General features: G+C 61.6%; 16 protein-coding genes and 1 tRNA gene. 5 read left to right on the top strand and 12 right to left on the bottom strand.

What is annotated here, in order from left to right; translation table 11 throughout:
* Positions 1–27: 27 nt before the first annotated feature.
* A complete protein-coding gene (locus SM755_RS10280; protein ID WP_323172550.1) occupies positions 28–375 on the top strand; it encodes a HalOD1 output domain-containing protein in 348 nt (115 codons plus the stop codon).
* A 90-nt stretch (positions 376–465) separates the two neighbouring features.
* Here the strand turns inward: SM755_RS10280 and phoU are convergent, their stop codons facing one another.
* The 6 genes from phoU to SM755_RS10310 all read right to left on the bottom strand — a co-directional run bounded on the left by phoU (position 466) and on the right by SM755_RS10310 (position 6,342).
* Positions 466–1,137 (bottom strand): phosphate signaling complex protein PhoU, encoded by a 672-nt coding sequence (phoU, locus tag SM755_RS10285; protein WP_323172551.1) that lies wholly within the window; start codon positions 1,135–1,137, stop codon positions 466–468.
* A gap of 81 nt (positions 1,138–1,218) precedes the next feature.
* A complete protein-coding gene (locus tag SM755_RS10290) occupies positions 1,219–2,376 on the bottom strand; it encodes a glutathione-independent formaldehyde dehydrogenase (protein WP_323172552.1) in 1,158 nt (385 codons plus the stop codon).
* 279 nt (positions 2,377–2,655) lie between these two features.
* The gene (gene pstB, locus SM755_RS10295; protein WP_323172553.1) at positions 2,656–3,555 is read right to left on the bottom strand and encodes a phosphate ABC transporter ATP-binding protein PstB; all 900 of its coding nucleotides are present in this window, start codon (positions 3,553–3,555) and stop codon (positions 2,656–2,658) included.
* Positions 3,556–3,557: 2 nt separating this feature from the next.
* Complete coding sequence (gene pstA, locus SM755_RS10300; RefSeq protein ID WP_323172554.1) at positions 3,558–4,448, bottom strand: phosphate ABC transporter permease PstA; 891 nt, start codon at positions 4,446–4,448, stop codon at positions 3,558–3,560.
* On the bottom strand, positions 4,448–5,371 hold the full coding sequence (gene pstC / locus SM755_RS10305) for a phosphate ABC transporter permease subunit PstC (protein ID WP_323172555.1): 924 nt from the start codon (positions 5,369–5,371) through the stop codon (positions 4,448–4,450). Before pstC ends, pstA begins: the two co-directional genes overlap by 1 nt.
* Positions 5,368–6,342 carry a PstS family phosphate ABC transporter substrate-binding protein gene (locus SM755_RS10310; protein ID WP_323172556.1) on the bottom strand — a complete coding sequence of 325 codons (975 nt, stop codon included), beginning with the start codon at positions 6,340–6,342 and terminating at the stop codon, positions 5,368–5,370. The genes pstC and SM755_RS10310 overlap by 4 nt, the downstream gene beginning before the upstream one ends.
* Before the next feature lie 392 nt (positions 6,343–6,734).
* Between SM755_RS10310 and SM755_RS10315 the strand changes: the two genes are divergently transcribed.
* The gene (locus SM755_RS10315) at positions 6,735–7,730 is read left to right on the top strand and encodes a phosphate uptake regulator PhoU (protein WP_323172557.1); all 996 of its coding nucleotides are present in this window, start codon (positions 6,735–6,737) and stop codon (positions 7,728–7,730) included.
* Between the two features lie 111 nt (positions 7,731–7,841).
* Here the strand turns inward: SM755_RS10315 and SM755_RS10320 are convergent, their stop codons facing one another.
* The 5 genes from SM755_RS10320 to SM755_RS10340 form a co-directional block, all read right to left on the bottom strand.
* A complete protein-coding gene (locus SM755_RS10320) occupies positions 7,842–8,168 on the bottom strand; it encodes a sodium:proton antiporter (protein WP_323172558.1) in 327 nt (108 codons plus the stop codon).
* 292 nt (positions 8,169–8,460) lie between these two features.
* A complete protein-coding gene (locus tag SM755_RS10325; RefSeq protein ID WP_006108570.1) occupies positions 8,461–8,835 on the bottom strand; it encodes a 30S ribosomal protein S8e in 375 nt (124 codons plus the stop codon).
* 66 nt (positions 8,836–8,901) lie between these two features.
* Positions 8,902–10,296 carry a PQQ-binding-like beta-propeller repeat protein gene (locus SM755_RS10330; RefSeq protein ID WP_323172559.1) on the bottom strand — a complete coding sequence of 465 codons (1,395 nt, stop codon included), beginning with the start codon at positions 10,294–10,296 and terminating at the stop codon, positions 8,902–8,904.
* Between the two features lie 162 nt (positions 10,297–10,458).
* Positions 10,459–11,805, bottom strand: coding sequence for an FAD-dependent monooxygenase (locus SM755_RS10335; protein ID WP_323172560.1), 1,347 nt, complete (start codon positions 11,803–11,805; stop codon positions 10,459–10,461).
* Between the two features lie 236 nt (positions 11,806–12,041).
* A complete protein-coding gene (locus tag SM755_RS10340; RefSeq protein WP_323172561.1) occupies positions 12,042–14,291 on the bottom strand; it encodes an NADP-dependent malic enzyme in 2,250 nt (749 codons plus the stop codon).
* A 138-nt stretch (positions 14,292–14,429) separates the two neighbouring features.
* On the opposite strand from SM755_RS10340, the gene SM755_RS10345 reads away from it, so the two are divergent.
* Positions 14,430–14,897, top strand: coding sequence for a phosphopantetheine adenylyltransferase (locus SM755_RS10345; protein ID WP_323172562.1), 468 nt, complete (start codon positions 14,430–14,432; stop codon positions 14,895–14,897).
* Positions 14,898–15,099: 202 nt separating this feature from the next.
* Here SM755_RS10345 and SM755_RS10350 read toward each other — a convergent pair whose 3' ends face one another.
* A complete protein-coding gene (locus tag SM755_RS10350) occupies positions 15,100–15,408 on the bottom strand; it encodes a transcription initiation factor IIB family protein (protein ID WP_323172563.1) in 309 nt (102 codons plus the stop codon).
* A 570-nt stretch (positions 15,409–15,978) separates the two neighbouring features.
* On the opposite strand from SM755_RS10350, the gene SM755_RS10355 reads away from it, so the two are divergent.
* Positions 15,979–16,063 (top strand) — tRNA-Leu (locus SM755_RS10355).
* Between the two features lie 212 nt (positions 16,064–16,275).
* Positions 16,276–17,283: a hypothetical protein gene (locus tag SM755_RS10360; RefSeq protein ID WP_323172564.1), complete on the top strand. Its 1,008-nt coding sequence runs from the start codon at positions 16,276–16,278 to the stop codon at positions 17,281–17,283.
* The last annotated feature ends 29 nt before the right edge of the window (positions 17,284–17,312 follow it).

A 17,312-nucleotide genomic window follows, 5' to 3' on the forward strand; every position in this document is an offset into this window, starting at 1 on the left:
TCCCGGCTCCCGTTCGTTAGTCGATCCATGAACCAGCCACCGCACAGTACTCACGCCGATGCGACGACCCAGCCGGCCGCGAGCGACGACCGGTTCGTCTACCAGGCCGACCCTGAGCAACCCTTAAGCGTCGCCGTTATCTCCGCAATTGCGAACCAGGACGGCCGCGACATGATGGAAGTCGCGGACGAACTCGATCCCCTCTACAACGTGATCGATCCAGCGGCGCTCGATTCCCTCTTCGAACCCGAGCCCGGTGACGCGTCGGCCGACTCTTCTTCTCTCGACCGCGCAGGCGGTAGCGTCACGTTCTCCTACGCCGGTCGCACCGTCACGGTCGATACGACCGGCCGCGTTGAACTCGAAGATACGTAACGAGGACCGCCGGTCAGGTTTGGATTGTTTTCGGTCTGTCGCTTGATTCGCGCTTGCTCTGTCCGCGTTTCGATTCTGATTCGCGTTCGATCAGTAGATCAGTTCGTCGTCGTTCTCGACCATGTACAGCGTCCGTGCGGCGATGTTGACGGCGTGATCGCCGACCCGTTCGAGGTCTCGAATCGTCAGCAGGAGACGCGAAACGTCCTGAAGAAGCCGTTCGACCTCGTCGGGAGAATCGAGTTCACGTTCGATGAGGTCGCGGACGACGATTTCGCTCGCGCGCTCGGCGAAGTGATCGAGGTCGTCGTCGCGTTCTGCCAGTTCGCGGCAGCCGTCGGTGTCTTCGCTGTCGTAGGCGAGCATGGCGTCTTCGATCATCTCGAGGGTCATCTCACCCATCTCCTGTACGTCGACATCGGGGAAGAGATCGTGTCTGGCGTCGAGGGTGTACTCGCCGAGATTGACCGCTAGGTCGCCGATTCGTTCGAGGTCCGTGATGATCTTGAACGACGCGGCGATAAACCGCAGATCGCTGGCGACGGGTTGCTGGAGGGCGAGCAGTTCGATACACTGCTGTTCGAGGTCGAGGTACTGCTGGTTGACCTCGCTGTCGCCTTTGATGACCTCGCGGGCGAGGTCGTTGTCCTTCTGTTCGAGGGCATCGAGCCCCATCCGAAGGCGTTCCATGACGATCTCGCTCATGTAGAGGATATCCTCACGGAGCGTTTCGAGTTTCTCCTGGTAGGATTGGCGGGCCATACTGCAGAAAGCACGCTGGTGGTTGATAAAGATTGGTAGCGATGTACTCTCGTCTCGGTTCGTCGCTGCCTGTTCCTCGCCTTAGGGATGCAACAATACCTTCGTCACGCCCTCCTCCCGCTCGTCGAACCGTTCGTACATCTCGGGGGCATCCTCGAGTTCAACCTCGTGGGAGACGAGAAAGCCCGGTTCGGCCCGGCCGGAGACGATCATGTCGCGGAGCCGTCGGTTGTAGCGCTTGACGGGGCACTGCCCGGTACCGAACTGGAGGCCTTTTTCGAAGGCGATGCCGAGATCGATGTTGAGTAATCCCTGTTCGTCGACCTGCTCGGGCGGGTCGGGTTCCTCCGAGATGTAGAGGCCGACGATGCCGATCTTGCCGGTCGCTTCGACCGCCTGAATCAGTTGGTTGATCACGAGCGAGGGGTTCTCGCGTTCGTGATCGTAGGGGTGGTCGCCGTCGCGTTCGCTGTCGATCGCCTGGTAGCCGACGGCGTCGATGCCCTTGTCTACCGGGCCGCCGTGGGCGTCGACGATGGCCTCGGCTGCGTCCGTCTCCTCGAAGTTGATCGTCGTCGCGTCGCAGTGGTCCTCGGCCAATTCGAGGCGGCTCTCGACTCGATCGACGACGTAGATTTCAGAGGCACCCTTGAGTTTCGCGCTGTAAGCAGCCATGAGGCCGACGGGACCAGCGCCGAAGACGGCGACCGATTCGCCGGGCTGGAGGTCGGCGAGTTCGGTGCCGTGCCAGCCGGTGGGGAACACGTCGGCGAGCATGATGAAGTCCTCTTCGTGGCCCTCCTCGGGTAAGGAGAGGGCGTTGAAGTCGGCGTAGGGGACGCGGACTTTCTCTGCCTGCCCGCCCTGATAGGGGCCCATCTTGACGTAGCCGTAGGCGCCGCCGGGCGTCTCCGCGACGGTTTCGCAGTAGTTGTAGTTCCCCTCCTCGCAGTTTTCGCAGAACCCGCAGGCGATATTGAACGGGAGGACGACTCGGTCGCCGGGTTCGAGCGTGTCGACGCCCTCGCCGACCTCGGTGATTTCGCCCATGATCTCGTGGCCGAAGACCATCCCCTCGTCGGCACCGGCCCGTCCCTCGTACATGTGCAGGTCCGAGCCGCAAATCGCGCTCGTCGTCACGTCGAGTATCGCGTCATTCGGGTGTTCGAGCGTCGGTTCGTCGATTTCATCGACCGATACGTCGTGGGAGTCGTGGTAGACAACGCCTCTGATTGACATCGGTGACACCTACCGGTCGCGACTCCGACCCTGTCCCTAAAGATTCGCGGTGCACGTGCAACTCGGTGACGAACCGACCGCCCGAGCGCTGAACGCGGAGCGTGGTGCGTGGTGCGTGGAGCGTGGAGCGTGGAGCGTAGAGCGTGGAAAACTGAGTGCGAATCGGAAAGAGAAAGAGAGAGAGAGAGAGAAAAACGCCGAAGCGAAGCCCAGAACAGCGAACAACCTGTCGAAGCGGAGCGCCACTATACCCTTCCGAAACGGAGCGCCGATCGTCGACTACCCGAACTTGCCCGTGATGTAATCCTCGACCCGATCGCTTTCCGGGTTCTCGAAGATTTTCGTCGTATCGTCGAACTCGACGAGGTTCCCCCCGGTGAGGAAGACGGCGGTCTTGTCGGAGATACGCGCCGCCTGCTGCATGTTGTGGGTGACGATAATCACCGTGTACTCCTCGGCCAGATCCTCGATCAGATCCTCGATCTTCGAGGTTGCGACGGGGTCGAGCGCCGACGCCGGCTCGTCCATCAGGATGACCTCCGGGTCGGGCGCGATCGCCCGCGCGATACACAGGCGCTGTTGTTGGCCGCCCGAGAGATCGAGGCCGCTCGAGTCGAGTTGATCCTCGACCTCGTCGAGCAACGCGGCGCGTTCCAGGGCCGTGTGGACCTTCTCGTCCAAGTTGTCGTCTTGACCTTGTACGCGAAGCCCGTAAGCGACGTTATCGTAGATGCTCTTCGGGAACGGGTTCGGCGACTGGAACACCATGCCGATCCGCCGACGAAGCGCAACCGGGTCGACATCGTCGTCGTAGACGTCCTTTTCGCGGAAGAACAACTCCCCGTCGACGCGGGCGATATCGATGAGGTCGTTCATGCGGTTGATCGAGCGCAGGAACGTCGATTTCCCACAGCCCGAGGGCCCGATGAGTGCCGTCACCTGCTGTTCGGGGATCTCCATCGAAATCCCGTTTAACGCCTGGTCGTCGCCGTAGTACACGTCCAGATCGCGCGACTCGATGATCGTTCGGTCGGCCACTGTCTCCGGGTCGTCTCGTGAACTCGTCTCGACGCCGATATCGGTTCCGCGGTCCGCGAGACTGTCGGTGCCCGGCGTGGGATTGGGTTGCTGGTCGTCAGTCTGTTCCGTTTCCGAGGACGTCATCTGTTTGTTAGTCATTGTCAGGTTCGCTGTTGATATCGGTTCCGGATGATGATCGCGACCGAGTTGATCGTAAGCAGGATCACGAGCAGCGTCACGACGCCAGCCGCAACGACGCCGTACTGGAACTCCGTCTGCGGGTACGACGCCCAGTTGTAGATTTGTAAGGGCATGGCGCTGACCTTGCTGAGAAGGCTGTTCGGAACCCCGAAGACGGTCGTCGGTGCCGCGATCATGATCAGCGGTGCCGTCTCGCCGATCGCACGACCAAGTGCGAGGATCGTCCCGGTCATGATGCCGGGCATTGCCCGTGGCAAAACGACGTTCCGGATCGTCTGCCACTTCGTCGCGCCCATTCCGTAGGATGCCTGTCGCTGCGAGTCGGGGACCGATCGTATCGCTTCCTGTGCCGAGATGATTACAATCGGCAGGATGAGCAAGGCGACGGTAAACGCCGCGGCCAACACCGACCCGTAGCCGATGTTAAAGAGTCCCACGAACAGTCCCAGCCCCAACAGGCCGTAGACGACTGAGGGGACGCCGGCGAGGTTGGCGATGTTGAGCTGGATGAACCGCGTGAGGTAGCCGTCGCCGGCGTACTCTTCGAGATAGATCGCAGCCCCGACACCGAGCGGGAACGTGACGAGCGCGATCATGATCATGATCGCGATGGAGCCGACGAGCGCTGGCAGGAATCCGGCCGAGTTCGGGTTCGGATGGGGCGGGTTCGTGAGGAACCTCCAGTCGAGCCAACCGACCGCGTCGACGGCGACGTTCAGGAGCAACGCCGCGAGCGAGACGATGCCGACGAGCGTCGCCGCCAACGCGAGCAGCCGAAACGCCACGTCTTTCGTACGACTGATCTGGCCGAATCCGGAGTCGACCGATGTCTCCTGCGTATCGGCAGCCATTAGCGATACACCTCCCGATAGCGCGAGGCGACGAGTTCACTGACGAGGTTCATGACGAAGGTGATGACGAACAGGGTGAGCCCGACTGCAAAGAGGCTCTTGTAGGCGGCGCCCTGACCGACGATGTCGCCGGTGCCGATCTGGACCATCGCGGAGGTCATGGGTTGGATCGAATCCAGGAACATCCCCGCCGGGTCGGTCAGATCGACCATTCGCGGTGTCTGTCCCGCTGCGATCGCGACGATCATCGTTTCGCCGATCGCCCGCGAGAGGGCGAGAATGAACGACGAGATGATCCCCGAAAGCGCGGCCGGCACGACGACGGATGTCGAGACGGTAAACTTCGTCGCCCCGAGTCCGTAACTGGCCTGTCGAAGCGAGTCCGGGACTGCACTCATCGCGTCCTCGCTGATCGAGGACACCATCGGGATGATCATGATCCCCACCATGATCGATGCCGAGAGCGCGTTGAACGTCGAGAGCGGTAAGATCGTGTCCAGCGCCGGCGTCACGTAGACGAGCGCGAAGTAGCCGTAGACGACCGTCGGCACGCCAGCCAGCACCTCGAGCGCCGGCTTGAGGTAGGCTCGTCGGCGCTCGGAGGCGTACTCGCTGAGATAGATCGCGGTCAGCAACCCGATCGGCAGCGCGACCAGCGCCGAGCCGAGGGTGATGATCAGCGTGCCAGAAATCAGCGGCAGCACGCCAAACGCGACTGGTTCGTTCGTCGGACTCCACCGCGTTCCGGTGAGGAACTCGATCGGCGAGACAGTTGCGAAGAAATCGATCGCGTCGATGAGAAGCGTCGCGACGATGGCGACGGTGGTCAGGATCGACAGGAGCGCACACAGCATGAAGAGATAGCGAAATGCCGTGCCGCGCGCGGTTCGGATGCCGTCGTGAGAGAAGTCCGGCTGACTCATTCGGTCACCTCGGCGATCGCCTCGTCGAGTTTCGCTACGTTTTCATCGCGTTGATCCTCGGTGATCGGGACGTACCCGACTTCGGAGACCAGGTCTGTCGCGGCTCGTTCCATATAGAAGCGAGCGAAGTCGCGGACGGCTGAATCCGCGAGCGATTCCTTCGCGACGTAGATGAACAGCGGCCGCGAGAGCGGGGTATACTCACCGGACATTGCCGTCTCGATCGAGGGCTCCACGCAAGCGCCGTCGTCGTCGATCGAGAGCGCCTTGATCGAGTTCGGATTTTCGCTGTAATAGGAGAAACCGAAGTACCCCATCGCGTACTCCGATCCCTGCACGCCCTGTACGATCGTTCGGTCGCGCTCGGTCGCGTGGTAGTCGCTTCGGTGGTTTTCCTCCTCGCCGATGACCGCCTCGTTGAAGTAATCGAACGTGCCGGAGGTCGTCGCAGCGCCGTATAGTTCGAACTCCTCGTCGGGCCAGTCCTCGTTGATATCGCTCCAGCGCTCGGCTCCACCGGCGCGCCAGATATCGTGGAGTTCGTCGACGGTAAGACAATCGACCCAGTCGGCCTCGGGATTGACGACGACCGTCAACGCGTCCGTCGCAACCTGGAACTCGATCGGCGTAATATCGTTCTCTCCACACTGTTCGATTTCGGCGTCGGCGATCGCCCGACTCGCGTTGTTAATGTCGGTCCGTCCCGCACAGAAGAAGTTCCCGAATCCGCCGCCGGTCCCGGTTTTACTGAGCGAGAGGTTGACGGTCGGGTTTTCCTCGGAGAATGCGGAGGCGATCGCCTCGGTCACGGGAAACACGGTACTGCTTCCCGCGATATTCACTTGATTGCCCTCTTCGGCGAAGACACCGGCACAACCGGCCATTCCACCGGAGAGAGCAACACTTGCCGCGGCGAGAAAATCACGCCGACCGAGTCCGGTCGGCAAGGACGCCGTGGTATCTCTCGACATCACTGAAGACTCGCCAGCACCTAAATAAGTACTCTACTATGATGGCTATATATCTATATATAATCTCTATCCTGAGTTTCCGCAATGAGCTAGATAGCCAGTCTGGTCGTTACCCCCGCCATGCGCCTGGATGACGAACGATTACGGAGTCGTTACGAATCAGTAGTCTCCACGTAGCGTTGAACGTCTATACTGTATTGCTGTCGTCTCGCATACAGACGGAACGGCTCCGGAGTGATCCACAGTTATATGTATTCGCCCACACTATTCGTTCTGATGCCATCGTCATCGGTGAATAGTACGTTTCTGGCCCCAAAACGCCCATTTTATAGTCGGCGTTGATCTCTATAGATAGCAGAGTATTTATATTCGAACGCTCAAACACCTCCGGTATGGAAACGCGGAAGGTTCAGGTGACCGGCGGGTCGACGTACACCGTCTCACTGCCCAAGACGTGGGCGACCGAAAACGATGTCGAGGCCGGAACGACAGTCGAGTTCTATCCCGAGGACGATGCGCTCTTGCTCACGCCGGCGAGCGACATCGAGCGCCAGGAAGGAACGCTCGACGTCTCCGATCTCGAAGGCGAACGCCTGACCAGGGCCGTGATGACCATGTACGTCAGCGGGTTCGACCTCATCCGACTCGAGGCGACCCGGATCACGACCGACCAGCGACGGGCGATTCGGAACGCCACGCAGAGCCTCGTCGGCGTCGAAGTTTTAGAGGAGACGAACGACAGCGTCGTCATTCAAGATCTGCTCGACTCCGCCGAACTCTCGATCGTCAACGCCATCTCGCGAATGCGCCTGATCGCGAGTTCGATGCTCGCGGATGCGATCACTGCCCTCGTCGAGAACGACGACGACATCGCACTCGACGTGATCCAGCGCGACGACGACGTCGACCGCCTCTGGCTCGTCGTCTCGCGCATCTTCCGGGCGACGCTTCGCTCCCCGCGCGCCGCGGAAGAACTCGGCGTGCCCCGCGAGGACTGCTTCGACTACCACTCGAGTGCGCGCCAACTCGAGCGCATCGCCGACCACGCCACCAAGATCAGCAATCTCGCGCTCAAACTCCAGGAGATTCCGGAGTCGGTTGCCGAGGCAGTCGTTGCACTTCACAAGGATGCTGCCGACGTCTTAGAGAAGTCGATGGACGCGCTGGTCGCCGACGACTCCGAAGAAGCGAATCGGCTGGGACACGCCGCCCGCCAGGCCGTCGTCGAAATCGACGAACATACCCGAACGATCGACGACATGCTCCGTGAACTCGATCCCGTCCAGGCCCAGTCGCTCGGGCTGATCGTCGACTCGCTTTCGCGAAGCGCAGACTACGGAGGGAACATCGCTGAGACGGCGTTGCAGAAGGCGGCTCCGCGGCCCTAATCGTAGTCGTAACCGTAACCGGTTCTCCGAGCGCCAGCGTTCGTTCTCCGCACTGTTCCGCCGCGGCGGGTTTGACTCGAATTCAATTGAAATCCGGTGTGCAATCCACGATCACGACCAGCGGTCGGAGACGCGACGGGCCAGCGGTCCCGTCTCGGCGTCAATCTGTCGGTGAAACAGGTACTGGGCGAACGCCGGGAATGCCCCGAAGATACCGATGAGTCCGAGTACCGTCATCTGGGAGACGGCATTCGTGGCGATTGCAACCAGCCCGCCCACGCCGAGTAGCACCAAGAGGAGGACGGAACCGAGATATATGCGCGACCGGACAGGGGCCGCCGCCTTCTCGTCCGCATCGTACAGGAAGAACTCGTAAAGACAGAGGGTCCCCGCGAGCACGACAATGAACGAGAGGACGGCGGTGAACGGAGCGAGCATATGTACTAGTTAGCGAGGCACTACTATAAAATAACCGACCTCACCGATCCCTGCGGTAGTGACTGGTGCGGGTGTCGGCGTGAGAGAGGCACCCTGAAAACAAACCGTCGGCGTATCGAGAGCGGACGGATACGACGAGTCACCGCGTATTGGTCCTGCTGTCCCATCTGCAACCGGTCGCAGTTCTCAGCAGTGATTCGTCGTGACTTCCCACAGGCCACAGAATAGGCGTCGGATTCGGCCACTGCTGGAGCTACGGAACCAGCGTCGAAGAGAATCGAGTCGGCGTCGATCAGTTATCGAGCAACACGGCGTTGACCTGACCGGTCTGGCCGGGCCGGGACGTAACGCGAGCCTCACCCTCGGAGGTCGCGATAACGGCACCCTTCGTGATGATGTTTCGGCGGACGTAGTTCGGGTTGGCGTCGTTCTCGACGACGTCCTCGATGTCCGCGGAGACCGTTTCGTCGTCGGTGTTGACGCTTGCAACGTCCGTCGCGAGCGCACGCGTCTTCGTGTCGTTACCGCGGACATCGACGGTCCGGAAGCGCGGTTCGCCGACCTGCGTCTCCGTCGGCAGCCGGCCGAGTTCGTCCTTTCGGCGCTTGCGAACGTTCTTCAGTCGACCGCCGGTTCGCTTTCGCGTAGAGCGTCCCTGATCTTGCATACGCGGGAACAATCCCGGCAAATACTTGAATGCACGCTTTCGTGCCGGCGAGACTGGTACTGAGTCTCAGTCGTCGGCGACCAGACAGTAGGCGTGACCGGGTTCCTCGAGCGTCGTCGTCTCCTCGTTATCATCGTAATAATTCGAAATTACGCCGCGCTCGGCGTAGTAGATCCGCCCGTCGACGGGAATTGGAGCGCTGGTGACCCGCCCGCGGTTTTCGACGCGCCAGCGACGGTCTCCGGTCTCCTTGTCCAGGGCGTACAGGTGCGAATCGTACGAGCCGGCGAGCACCGTTTCGGCCGTGACCGTCAGTGCCCCGATGACGCGCCCGTTGACGTCCGTCGACCACAGTTCCTCGCCAGATTTGGCATCGAGCGCGTAGACGTAGTTGTCGTCGCTTCCCATGTAGACGATATCTTCTTCGACATCGACCGCCGGATTCGACATCACCGACGCTCCCGTCTCGAACACCCACTCCTCCTCGCCGTCCGCCAGATCGAGACAGTAGAAGTTGTTGTCCCAACTGCCAACGTAGCCGTAGCCGTCGTGGGCCGCGACGGTCCCCTTGATCTGGGCACCCTTCCGAAACGCACCATCCGCAGCTTCTTCGCCGTCCGCGTCGGCCTGGTATTGCCAGCTGAACTCGAGTTCAGGGAACTCCCAACAGTAGACGGCACCGTCGTTCGAGCCGGCGAGTATCCGCCCGGCGTCGAGGTCGATCGTCGGCGACGGGTGGGCCTGCCCCCAGATTCGGTCGTCGCTCCATGTGGGCTCGCCGGTGTTGGGATCGATCGCCCAGAGCGCGCCGCTCGAGGGTGGGGCGAACTCGGAGATAACGTAGAGTGTGCCGTCGTGGTAGGCCGGGCTCGAGCCGATCGCGAGCGCGCCGTCGAGTTCGGCGGAGCGGGTGCGCCAGACGATGTCGCCGCTGTCGGTGTCGAGCGCGTAGAGGTCGCCGTCGTAGCCGCCGATGTAGGCGGTATCACCGACGATGGCGGGGGAGCCGTGGAAGCCGAGTTCGGTCGCGCCGGTTTGAGTCGTCCAGCGGAGTTCGCCCGCGGGCGTGTAGGCGTGAACGCGGCCGGTGTCGCCGGCGAACAGGATCGTCTCGCCGTCTGGCGTCGGGAGGGGGCTAGATTTGGCTGCGGTGTGACCGACGTAGTTGACCGGGAAGGTCCAGTCGACGTGTACGGCGTCGGGGACGACCTCGTCGGGGTAGTAACCGAGTCGACGTAGGTCGTTCTGGAACAGGGAGACGTCTTCGGAGCCGTCGACGAGGCCGCCGAGCGTGTTCGGCAGGTCGACGCAGCCGGCGAGGCCCGTCGCCGCGGCGGTTGCAGTCGCGGTCGCGCCGAGAAAACGGCGTCGCGATGCGTTCGCCTCGCCGTCGTCAGTGGAGGTTCGAGAGCGAGGGCGGGTTCGGGATCGATGAGATCGAGGTCGGTGTGGCGGTTCCATAGCGGGCTCTAGCAACAGCCACGGTTGAGACCGGCTAAATACCGGCGATTTATGTGCGAGTTGTCGGGTGAGTAGTGCCGGAGAGAACGCGGAGACGAAGATACCGCGACGGCTATGCGGCGTTCGTTTCACGGGAACGAAGAGCGCGCGGTCTGTATTCACCTATGGCTTGAACACGCGCCAGACGACGCCGGGACGCAGTAGTGCGGTTGGTGGTTTCTCCATCATTTGCACACTGAAGAAGAGATCCCAGAGTTCGCCGTCGGTGTGGGCTTTCCGAAGAAAGCGAGACAGGTACCAGTTCAGGAAATCCGTTCCGCGTGGTTTCGGCCCCTCGGTTTGGGGGAACTGGTGGTCGCTACCGACCGCCAAGTTCCACGCCAGATCCACTGTCTCCTCAATTCGGTCGAAAAATCGAGGCGCGAGATTCGTGTGACTATCCTGGACGAGCGCGTGTTGGAGCTGGGCGGCCTCGAAGGCCGCCACCGACATGCCCTGGCCGTAAATGGGATTAAAGCTGGCGACACCATCCCCGATAACGATCAGTCCCTCGGGGAATCGGTCGAGGTCCTCGTATCGCCGCCGAAGGTTGGACGGAAACGGGTAGTGTGCGATATCGTCGGTTCGCCACGGATGGTCGTCGAGCATCCGCTTCAGGTCGGGAACGGGAAGACTGGCTGCAAAGTTTGCAAAGCCCGCCGGATCGGTCGGGGGAGCATCACCGTGCATCCCCCACAACGTCATCACCCATCGTCCGTCTTCGACGGGGACGAACGTGCCGCCGCGAGGGAGCTGCGGTGAGGGTGTCACGATAATACCTCGGCGGTCGGTAGCAGGACGCTCGACAGTGGTGCTGCTGTAGGCCACGTCGATACGAACCTCGTCAACGGACGGCCGAGTGTACCCGTGCTCGTCCAACCACCGCGGGGTCCGGCTCGTACGGCCGGTGGCATCAACGGTCAGGTCGGTAGTGATCGCCGTCGTCTCCCCGCCTTCATCCTGCACCAGAATGCCCGTTACGCTCGTTGCTGCATCGGTAACGAGGTAGTCAGTGAACTGGCTGTTCGAGCGGAAGTGAACGCCCTCAAGCGCAGCGACCTGCTCGCGTACTACCTGCTCGTACAGTGGTCGGGTCGCACCGTACACGGTGCAGCGGCGGGGACCGTTTGCGAGAAAATCACCTTCCATGTAGAATTTTACGTCACGCGCGGCATCGTGTGCCACCCCACCGGCCGAGAGCAACTCCTCGCCGAAGCCCGGAAACAGGTCCTCCAGCGTGGCCCGTCCTCCTTCAAGAAGGACATGGATGTGTTGGGATTGGGGAACCCCGCGGCGGGTAACGGGCTCGTCGATCAGCGAATCCCGCTCCACGATCGTGACTTCGGTAAACCCGTCGGCGAGAACTCGAGCCGCGCACAGACCGGCCATTCCGGCTCCGATAACCACGGCATGATCACCACCCTCGAAACGCCGAGTCGGATCGTACCGGGAAACGGTTTCGAGAGTCATCGTGGCTCCCCCTCGGTACGTAGTTCTCGGAGTAGTGTGTTAAATGTTACCACATCACCTGATATTGATGCGTAGACTACTGCTGAACGCAGACAACTATCCCGGACAATCCGCCGAAAACAGTCGGAACCGCACACAGTGTCCACCAGTACAGTTGAACAGATACTGATCGGACAGCACTCCTGTCCAACCGTTTCGAACGGAAGAATTCGCCTTCCAAACGCCGGTGCTCGTCGCTACTCCTGTTGTGCGTCGACGACTGCGACGCTCGCCAGATTCACGATGTCCTTGACCTCGTCGCCGCGCTGGAGGACGTGCACCGGACGGTCCATGCCGACCAGCATCGGACCGATGGCGTCCGCGCCGCCGAGACGCTGGAGGAGTTTGTAGCCGATGTTCCCCGATTCGAGGTTCGGGAAGACGAGCACGTTCGCCGGCTCCTCGAGTTCGGAGAAGCCGTAGGTGCCCTCGAGAATGTCGTCGACGACGGCGGTATCCGCCTGCATCTCGCCGTCGACGGGGAAGTCGACCTCGGGATCGTCCTGCAGCATCGTCGCGGCGCGACGCGGTTTGCGCGTGCCGTCGTTGTCGACGCTGCCGAAGTTCGAGTACGACAGCAGTGCGGCGCGCGGTTCGACGTTGAACCGGCGAGCGAGTTTGCCGGTCTGTTTGGTGACCTCCGCGAGGACCTCCTCGTCGGGAGCCTGATTGACCGTCGCGTCGGCAACGAAGACGACGCGATTCTTGAAGGTGAGCATGTAGACCCCGGCGGCGTAGTCGACGTCGTCCGCGGTGCCGATCACCTGCAGCGGCGGCCGCAGCGCCGAGGGGTAGTGATGGGAGAGACCCGTCAAGAGTGCGTCAGCGTCGCCCTGTTCGACCATCACGCTGCCGAAGTAGTTCGAATCGCCCTCGATGAGTTCGCCGGCTTCCGTTCGCGTGATACCCTTGCGTGCGCGGAGTTCGTGCAGGCGGTCGGCGTACGCCTCGTAGTCGCCGACCGAGGGATCCGCGACCTGCGGCGTGAACTCGAGGCCGAGACTCGATGCGGTCTGGCGGATCTCTGACTCGTCGCCGATGAGAATCGGTGCGGCGATGCCTTGCTCCTGAATCTGGTAGGCCGCCCGGATCATCTTCTCGTTTTCGCCCTCGGCGAGCGCGACCGTCTTGGGGTCGCTCTTTGCCTTGTTGAGGACGACGCGCATCATCTCCCGGGACTTGCCGAGGCGGGCCTCGAGTTCTTCCTCGTAGGCGTCGAGGTCGAAGTCAGTGCGGGCAGCGCCGGACTCGATCGCGGCCTCGGCGACCGTCGGGGCGACCTGGAAGAGCACGCGCGGGTCGACGGGCTTCGGAATGATGTAGTCGGGGCCGTACTGGAGCGGTTCGTCGCCGTAGGCTTTGACGACGGCGTCGGGAACGTCCTGCCGGGCGAGGTCGGCGAGCGCCTCGGCGCAGGCGACTTTCATCTCCTCGTTGATCTCCGTCGCGCGCACGTCGAGTGCGCCCCGGAAGATAAAGGGGAACCCGAGGACATTGTTGACCTGATTCGGGTAGTCGGAGCGGCCGGTCGCCATGATGACATCGTCGTCGCGGGCGGCCTTTGCCTCCTCGTAGCCGATTTCGGGATCGGGGTTGGCCATCGCGAAAATGACCGGGTTGCTGGCCATCGACTGGACCATCTCCTGGGAGACGATGCCGCCGACCGACAGGCCGACGAAGACGTCTGCTCCCTCCATCGCGTCCGCGAGATCGCCACCGGGGATATCGCGGGCGAACTGGCGCTTGTACTCGTTGACCTCCTGTCCCCGAGTTTCGGTGATGATACCCGAGGAGTCACACATCGTGATGTTCTCGGCGCGACAGCCGAGCGAGACGTAAAACCGGGCCGTCGCGATGGCGCTCGCGCCCGCTCCCGAAAACACGATCTCGAGGTCTTCGAGGTCCTTGCCCGCGATGTCTGCCGCGTTGAGCAGTGCGGCACCGGAGATGATCGCCGTCCCGTGCTGGTCATCGTGAAACACCGGAATGTCGATCTCCTCGCGCAGGCGCTCCTCGATCGTGAAACACGACGGTGCCGTGATGTCCTCTAAGTTGATCCCGCCGAAGGTCGGCTCCATCATCTTCACCGCCTCGACGAACTCGTGTGGGTCCGACTCGTCGAGTTCAATGTCGAAGACGTCGATGTCGGCGAAGCGTTTGAACAGGACGCCCTTGCCCTCCATGACGGGCTTTGAGGCCTGTGCACCGATATCGCCGAGTCCGAGCACGGCAGAACCGTTCGAGACGACGCCGACGAGGTTCCCTTTTGCCGTGTACGTATACGCCTGGGTCTCGTCGTCGTCGATCTTCCGGCAGGGCGCAGCAACCCCCGGCGAGTACGCAAGTGAGAGGTCTCGCTGCGTGTTCGTCGGCTTCGTCGTCGAAATTTCGATCTTCCCCGGCGGATCAGTCTGGTGGTACTCCAGCGCGTCCTCGTCAAGTCCCATACCATGGACAGTGTGGGCATTCACTAAAAACAATTCGAAGGCGGATATCGACAGTTGTCGAACTACAGCGTAGCTCGTCTCGCTCACCTCGTTTCCGGATGCGACCGTTTTATACGGGCCGCGCCAGTGAGGTGGGGTATGGACGTCGCGCTTGGTGGGACGTTCGACCCCGTTCACGACGGCCACCGGCGGCTCTTCGAACGGGCGTTCGAACTCGGAGATGTCACTGTCGGCTTAACCAGCGACGAACTCGCCCCGAAGACACGACACGTAGAGCGAACCGTCCGGTCGTTCGACGACCGACGGGCCGACCTCGAAACCGAACTCGACGCGATCGCAACCGAGTACGACCGCTCGTTCGAAATCCGACGGCTCGAGGAACCGACGGGTATCGCGACTGAACCCCAGTTCGACTACCTGGTCGTCTCACCGGAAACCCGGTCCGGCGGCGAACAGATAAACGAGATTCGTCGTGAGCGCGGCTACGATCCACTCGAGGTCGTCGTCGTCCCTCACCTGCGTGCCGACGACGGCGATATCATCTCCAGTACCCGAATTGTCCACGGGGAAATCGACGAACACGGCACTGTTCTCGACGGCGACTAGTCACCGACCGTGTCCGTCGCGGAATCTGCACGGACTGCGCTGAACTCGAACCGAATCGAGTGAACTCGCCAGTTCTATCGCCAATGGAAATTACAGGGGGCTACTAATACCGTCTTTCCAGCCATGTATCGTAAACTTACGGTCGGTAACGGTCAGTGGCGTGGTGGTGTGGACAGGCGTCGGTTCTGACCAATCAGTCGCGTTACCAGCTGGGTGGTTCGAGACCGGCCGCAGCCAGTCGGTCCTTCCAGCGGGTCTGGATCGAGAGGCGAGAGACATCCGCCGCGTCGGCAACGGCACCCTGCGTTCGGCCATCCCCGGCGACGAGCGAGCCGGCGTAAATACTCGCAGCGAGGACGGCCCGTTTCGAGCGGTCGTCCGATGGTACGTCGCCGAGAAAGAGTTCAGTAGCACAGGAGCGAGCGTCGCTGGAGAGGTCGAGTCGGTCGGCGATCTGCTCGAGTTCGGTGAGCCAGGAATCGTACTCGATGCGATCGCGGGCGCTGTGCATGGGCGGGGTAGTGCACCATCGGAGATAAATCTGCGGACGTGACGTCGGTGAACAGGAGTGGGGTAGTCGGGACGTGGGCTGGCGTAGTCGGTGGGTGATAGGAGTATGTATAATGGAGAATCAGTGTAGTGGCCCTCGGAACGGGTCTGTTTCACATCGTTGTGAATCCCAATAGCGCGCTACTTGCGCCAAGAGTTAGCTACGAACAGGTCGCCGAATCGGCCGTTCTGCCTGGGTTTCACTAGGAGACAACTACTAAAGCCCGAGAATCGCCAAGTGAGAAACACCGTTGGGTTCCGGTCTCGGTACGGGCTGGACCTGCGTCCCGTCATGAAGGAGCCAACTTGCAAGCTCGTCTGCACTGGCTGTGGTCTCGAGATGCCGTACCGAGACCGATCGTTAGCCGAGCAGGCGGCAGAGCTACACCAACTTCGCGATGCCGAGCACGTGACCTTTATCGTTCCACCGGACTGGTCGCCCGAAGAGCCGGTGAAACATCAGTAGTGGGAAGTCACGAGGTGCCGTCCGGACCGACAGTTACTTACTGGATTCGTGAAAAGCGAAAGGTGCGCGCGGGTAGCCAAGCTAGGCCAACGGCGCAGCGCTTAGGACGCTGTCCCGTAGGGGTCCGCCGGTTCGAATCCGGTCCCGCGCATTCTCCGCGAACACCATCGTGAGCGGAGACTGCGGTCGGCCGATTCCTGCAAGACGTAGCGTGAACGCAGTGAGAGACCGTCTTGCTTCGGTTCGAATCCGGTCTCGCATCGTCTCATCCATTGTACTTTCCCGCCGTTGTTCATAAATACGGAGACTCTGTGGCGGAATAATGTCGGCAGTCTTTTGCCACACGCGCGATAATACGAGCGTATGCCGGGAACCACGAGCTGGCATACCCTTCTCGAGACTGTCGCGGAGTTACCACCTGATGCGACACTCCTCACGCCACTCTCGCGGGACCCCTTCCAGATAACTGAGACGCAGGAACACCGGCTTCTCGTCGAGTACAAACGCGAATCTGAGACGGTTCCGCTACAACGCGAACAGTTCGAGACGCTGCTTCAACGAGTTCAGGACGCGGCCGGCGGCTTCAGTCTTGATCGGCTTCCCTCGGAGGCGGAACCCTACGCGACGGTGCTCAGTCTTCATCCGCAGTTTGAACTCGATGACAAGGCTGGAACGCTGACCGAAACCGACACGCCATCCGGCTCTCCGCTCGTCGATACAGATGTCGGCTTCGAGTCCGGTTCGGCTGCCGCCACAAAGCGCACGGAGCGCGAAGAACCCGAACTCCCCGTCTACGCCGATGCCCTGCTGTTGATCGACGCTCTGGAGCGACACGATCCAACCGCACTCGACGGGATGGAGACGGCGGCGCTCGTCAATCTCTATACGCTCCTCTCGGATGTGCAGCGAAACGCCGACGACCTTCGACAGGACGTCAGTGCCGTCTTGCTCGATCGACTCCACCACGATCACCCGGTGAACGGACAATACGGGTCCGTCCAGCGGACTGCCCGCCGAAATCGCTCGCTCAAGGACGACGAGGACGTACTGACCGTCCTGGCGGACGCCGGAATCGACCCCGAGCGCGTCACGAGCGTGGACCCGGCGAAGGTCGACGAGGCGCTCGCCGTGACTGAACTCGCCGAATCCGCGGTGTACGAGATCGAACGCAGCGAGTACGTCCGAAAAGCCGAGGTCGATGAGGAAGAGAAAGAATCGCGACTGCAGGGGCTCAAGGATCAACTCACCGGGACGGACGAGGAAACCGACGAACTGCAGCGAGAAATCGAAGCCCTGGAGGCGCGTATCGACGATCTCACCAGCTTCGATTCCGGTGCGTCGTTTCGCTCTCCATCCGGTGGGGAAACCTGATCACAATCCCTGATCACAACCGCCCGCAT

The organism is Natrialba sp. PRR66 (genome assembly GCF_034808065.1).
GTDB classification, from domain to species: Archaea; Halobacteriota; Halobacteria; order Halobacteriales; family Natrialbaceae; genus Natrialba; species Natrialba aegyptia.

What these genes read in the sequence shown, in the direction of transcription:
- SM755_RS10280 (WP_323172550.1), top strand. Translation starts at nt 28, where the DNA reads ATGAACCAGCCACCGCACAGTACTCACGCCGATGCGACGACCCAGCCG.
- phoU (WP_323172551.1), bottom strand. Translation starts at nt 1,137, where the DNA reads ATGGCCCGCCAATCCTACCAGGAGAAACTCGAAACGCTCCGTGAGGAT.
- SM755_RS10290 (WP_323172552.1), bottom strand. Translation starts at nt 2,376, where the DNA reads ATGTCAATCAGAGGCGTTGTCTACCACGACTCCCACGACGTATCGGTC.
- pstB (WP_323172553.1), bottom strand. Translation starts at nt 3,555, where the DNA reads ATGACTAACAAACAGATGACGTCCTCGGAAACGGAACAGACTGACGAC.
- pstA (WP_323172554.1), bottom strand. Translation starts at nt 4,448, where the DNA reads ATGGCTGCCGATACGCAGGAGACATCGGTCGACTCCGGATTCGGCCAG.
- pstC (WP_323172555.1), bottom strand. Translation starts at nt 5,371, where the DNA reads ATGAGTCAGCCGGACTTCTCTCACGACGGCATCCGAACCGCGCGCGGC.
- SM755_RS10310 (WP_323172556.1), bottom strand. Translation starts at nt 6,342, where the DNA reads ATGTCGAGAGATACCACGGCGTCCTTGCCGACCGGACTCGGTCGGCGT.
- SM755_RS10315 (WP_323172557.1), top strand. Translation starts at nt 6,735, where the DNA reads ATGGAAACGCGGAAGGTTCAGGTGACCGGCGGGTCGACGTACACCGTC.
- SM755_RS10320 (WP_323172558.1), bottom strand. Translation starts at nt 8,168, where the DNA reads ATGCTCGCTCCGTTCACCGCCGTCCTCTCGTTCATTGTCGTGCTCGCG.
- SM755_RS10325 (WP_006108570.1), bottom strand. Translation starts at nt 8,835, where the DNA reads ATGCAAGATCAGGGACGCTCTACGCGAAAGCGAACCGGCGGTCGACTG.
- SM755_RS10330 (WP_323172559.1), bottom strand. Translation starts at nt 10,296, where the DNA reads ATGGAACCGCCACACCGACCTCGATCTCATCGATCCCGAACCCGCCCT.
- SM755_RS10335 (WP_323172560.1), bottom strand. Translation starts at nt 11,805, where the DNA reads ATGACTCTCGAAACCGTTTCCCGGTACGATCCGACTCGGCGTTTCGAG.
- SM755_RS10340 (WP_323172561.1), bottom strand. Translation starts at nt 14,291, where the DNA reads ATGGGACTTGACGAGGACGCGCTGGAGTACCACCAGACTGATCCGCCG.
- SM755_RS10345 (WP_323172562.1), top strand. Translation starts at nt 14,430, where the DNA reads ATGGACGTCGCGCTTGGTGGGACGTTCGACCCCGTTCACGACGGCCAC.
- SM755_RS10350 (WP_323172563.1), bottom strand. Translation starts at nt 15,408, where the DNA reads ATGCACAGCGCCCGCGATCGCATCGAGTACGATTCCTGGCTCACCGAA.
- SM755_RS10360 (WP_323172564.1), top strand. Translation starts at nt 16,276, where the DNA reads ATGCCGGGAACCACGAGCTGGCATACCCTTCTCGAGACTGTCGCGGAG.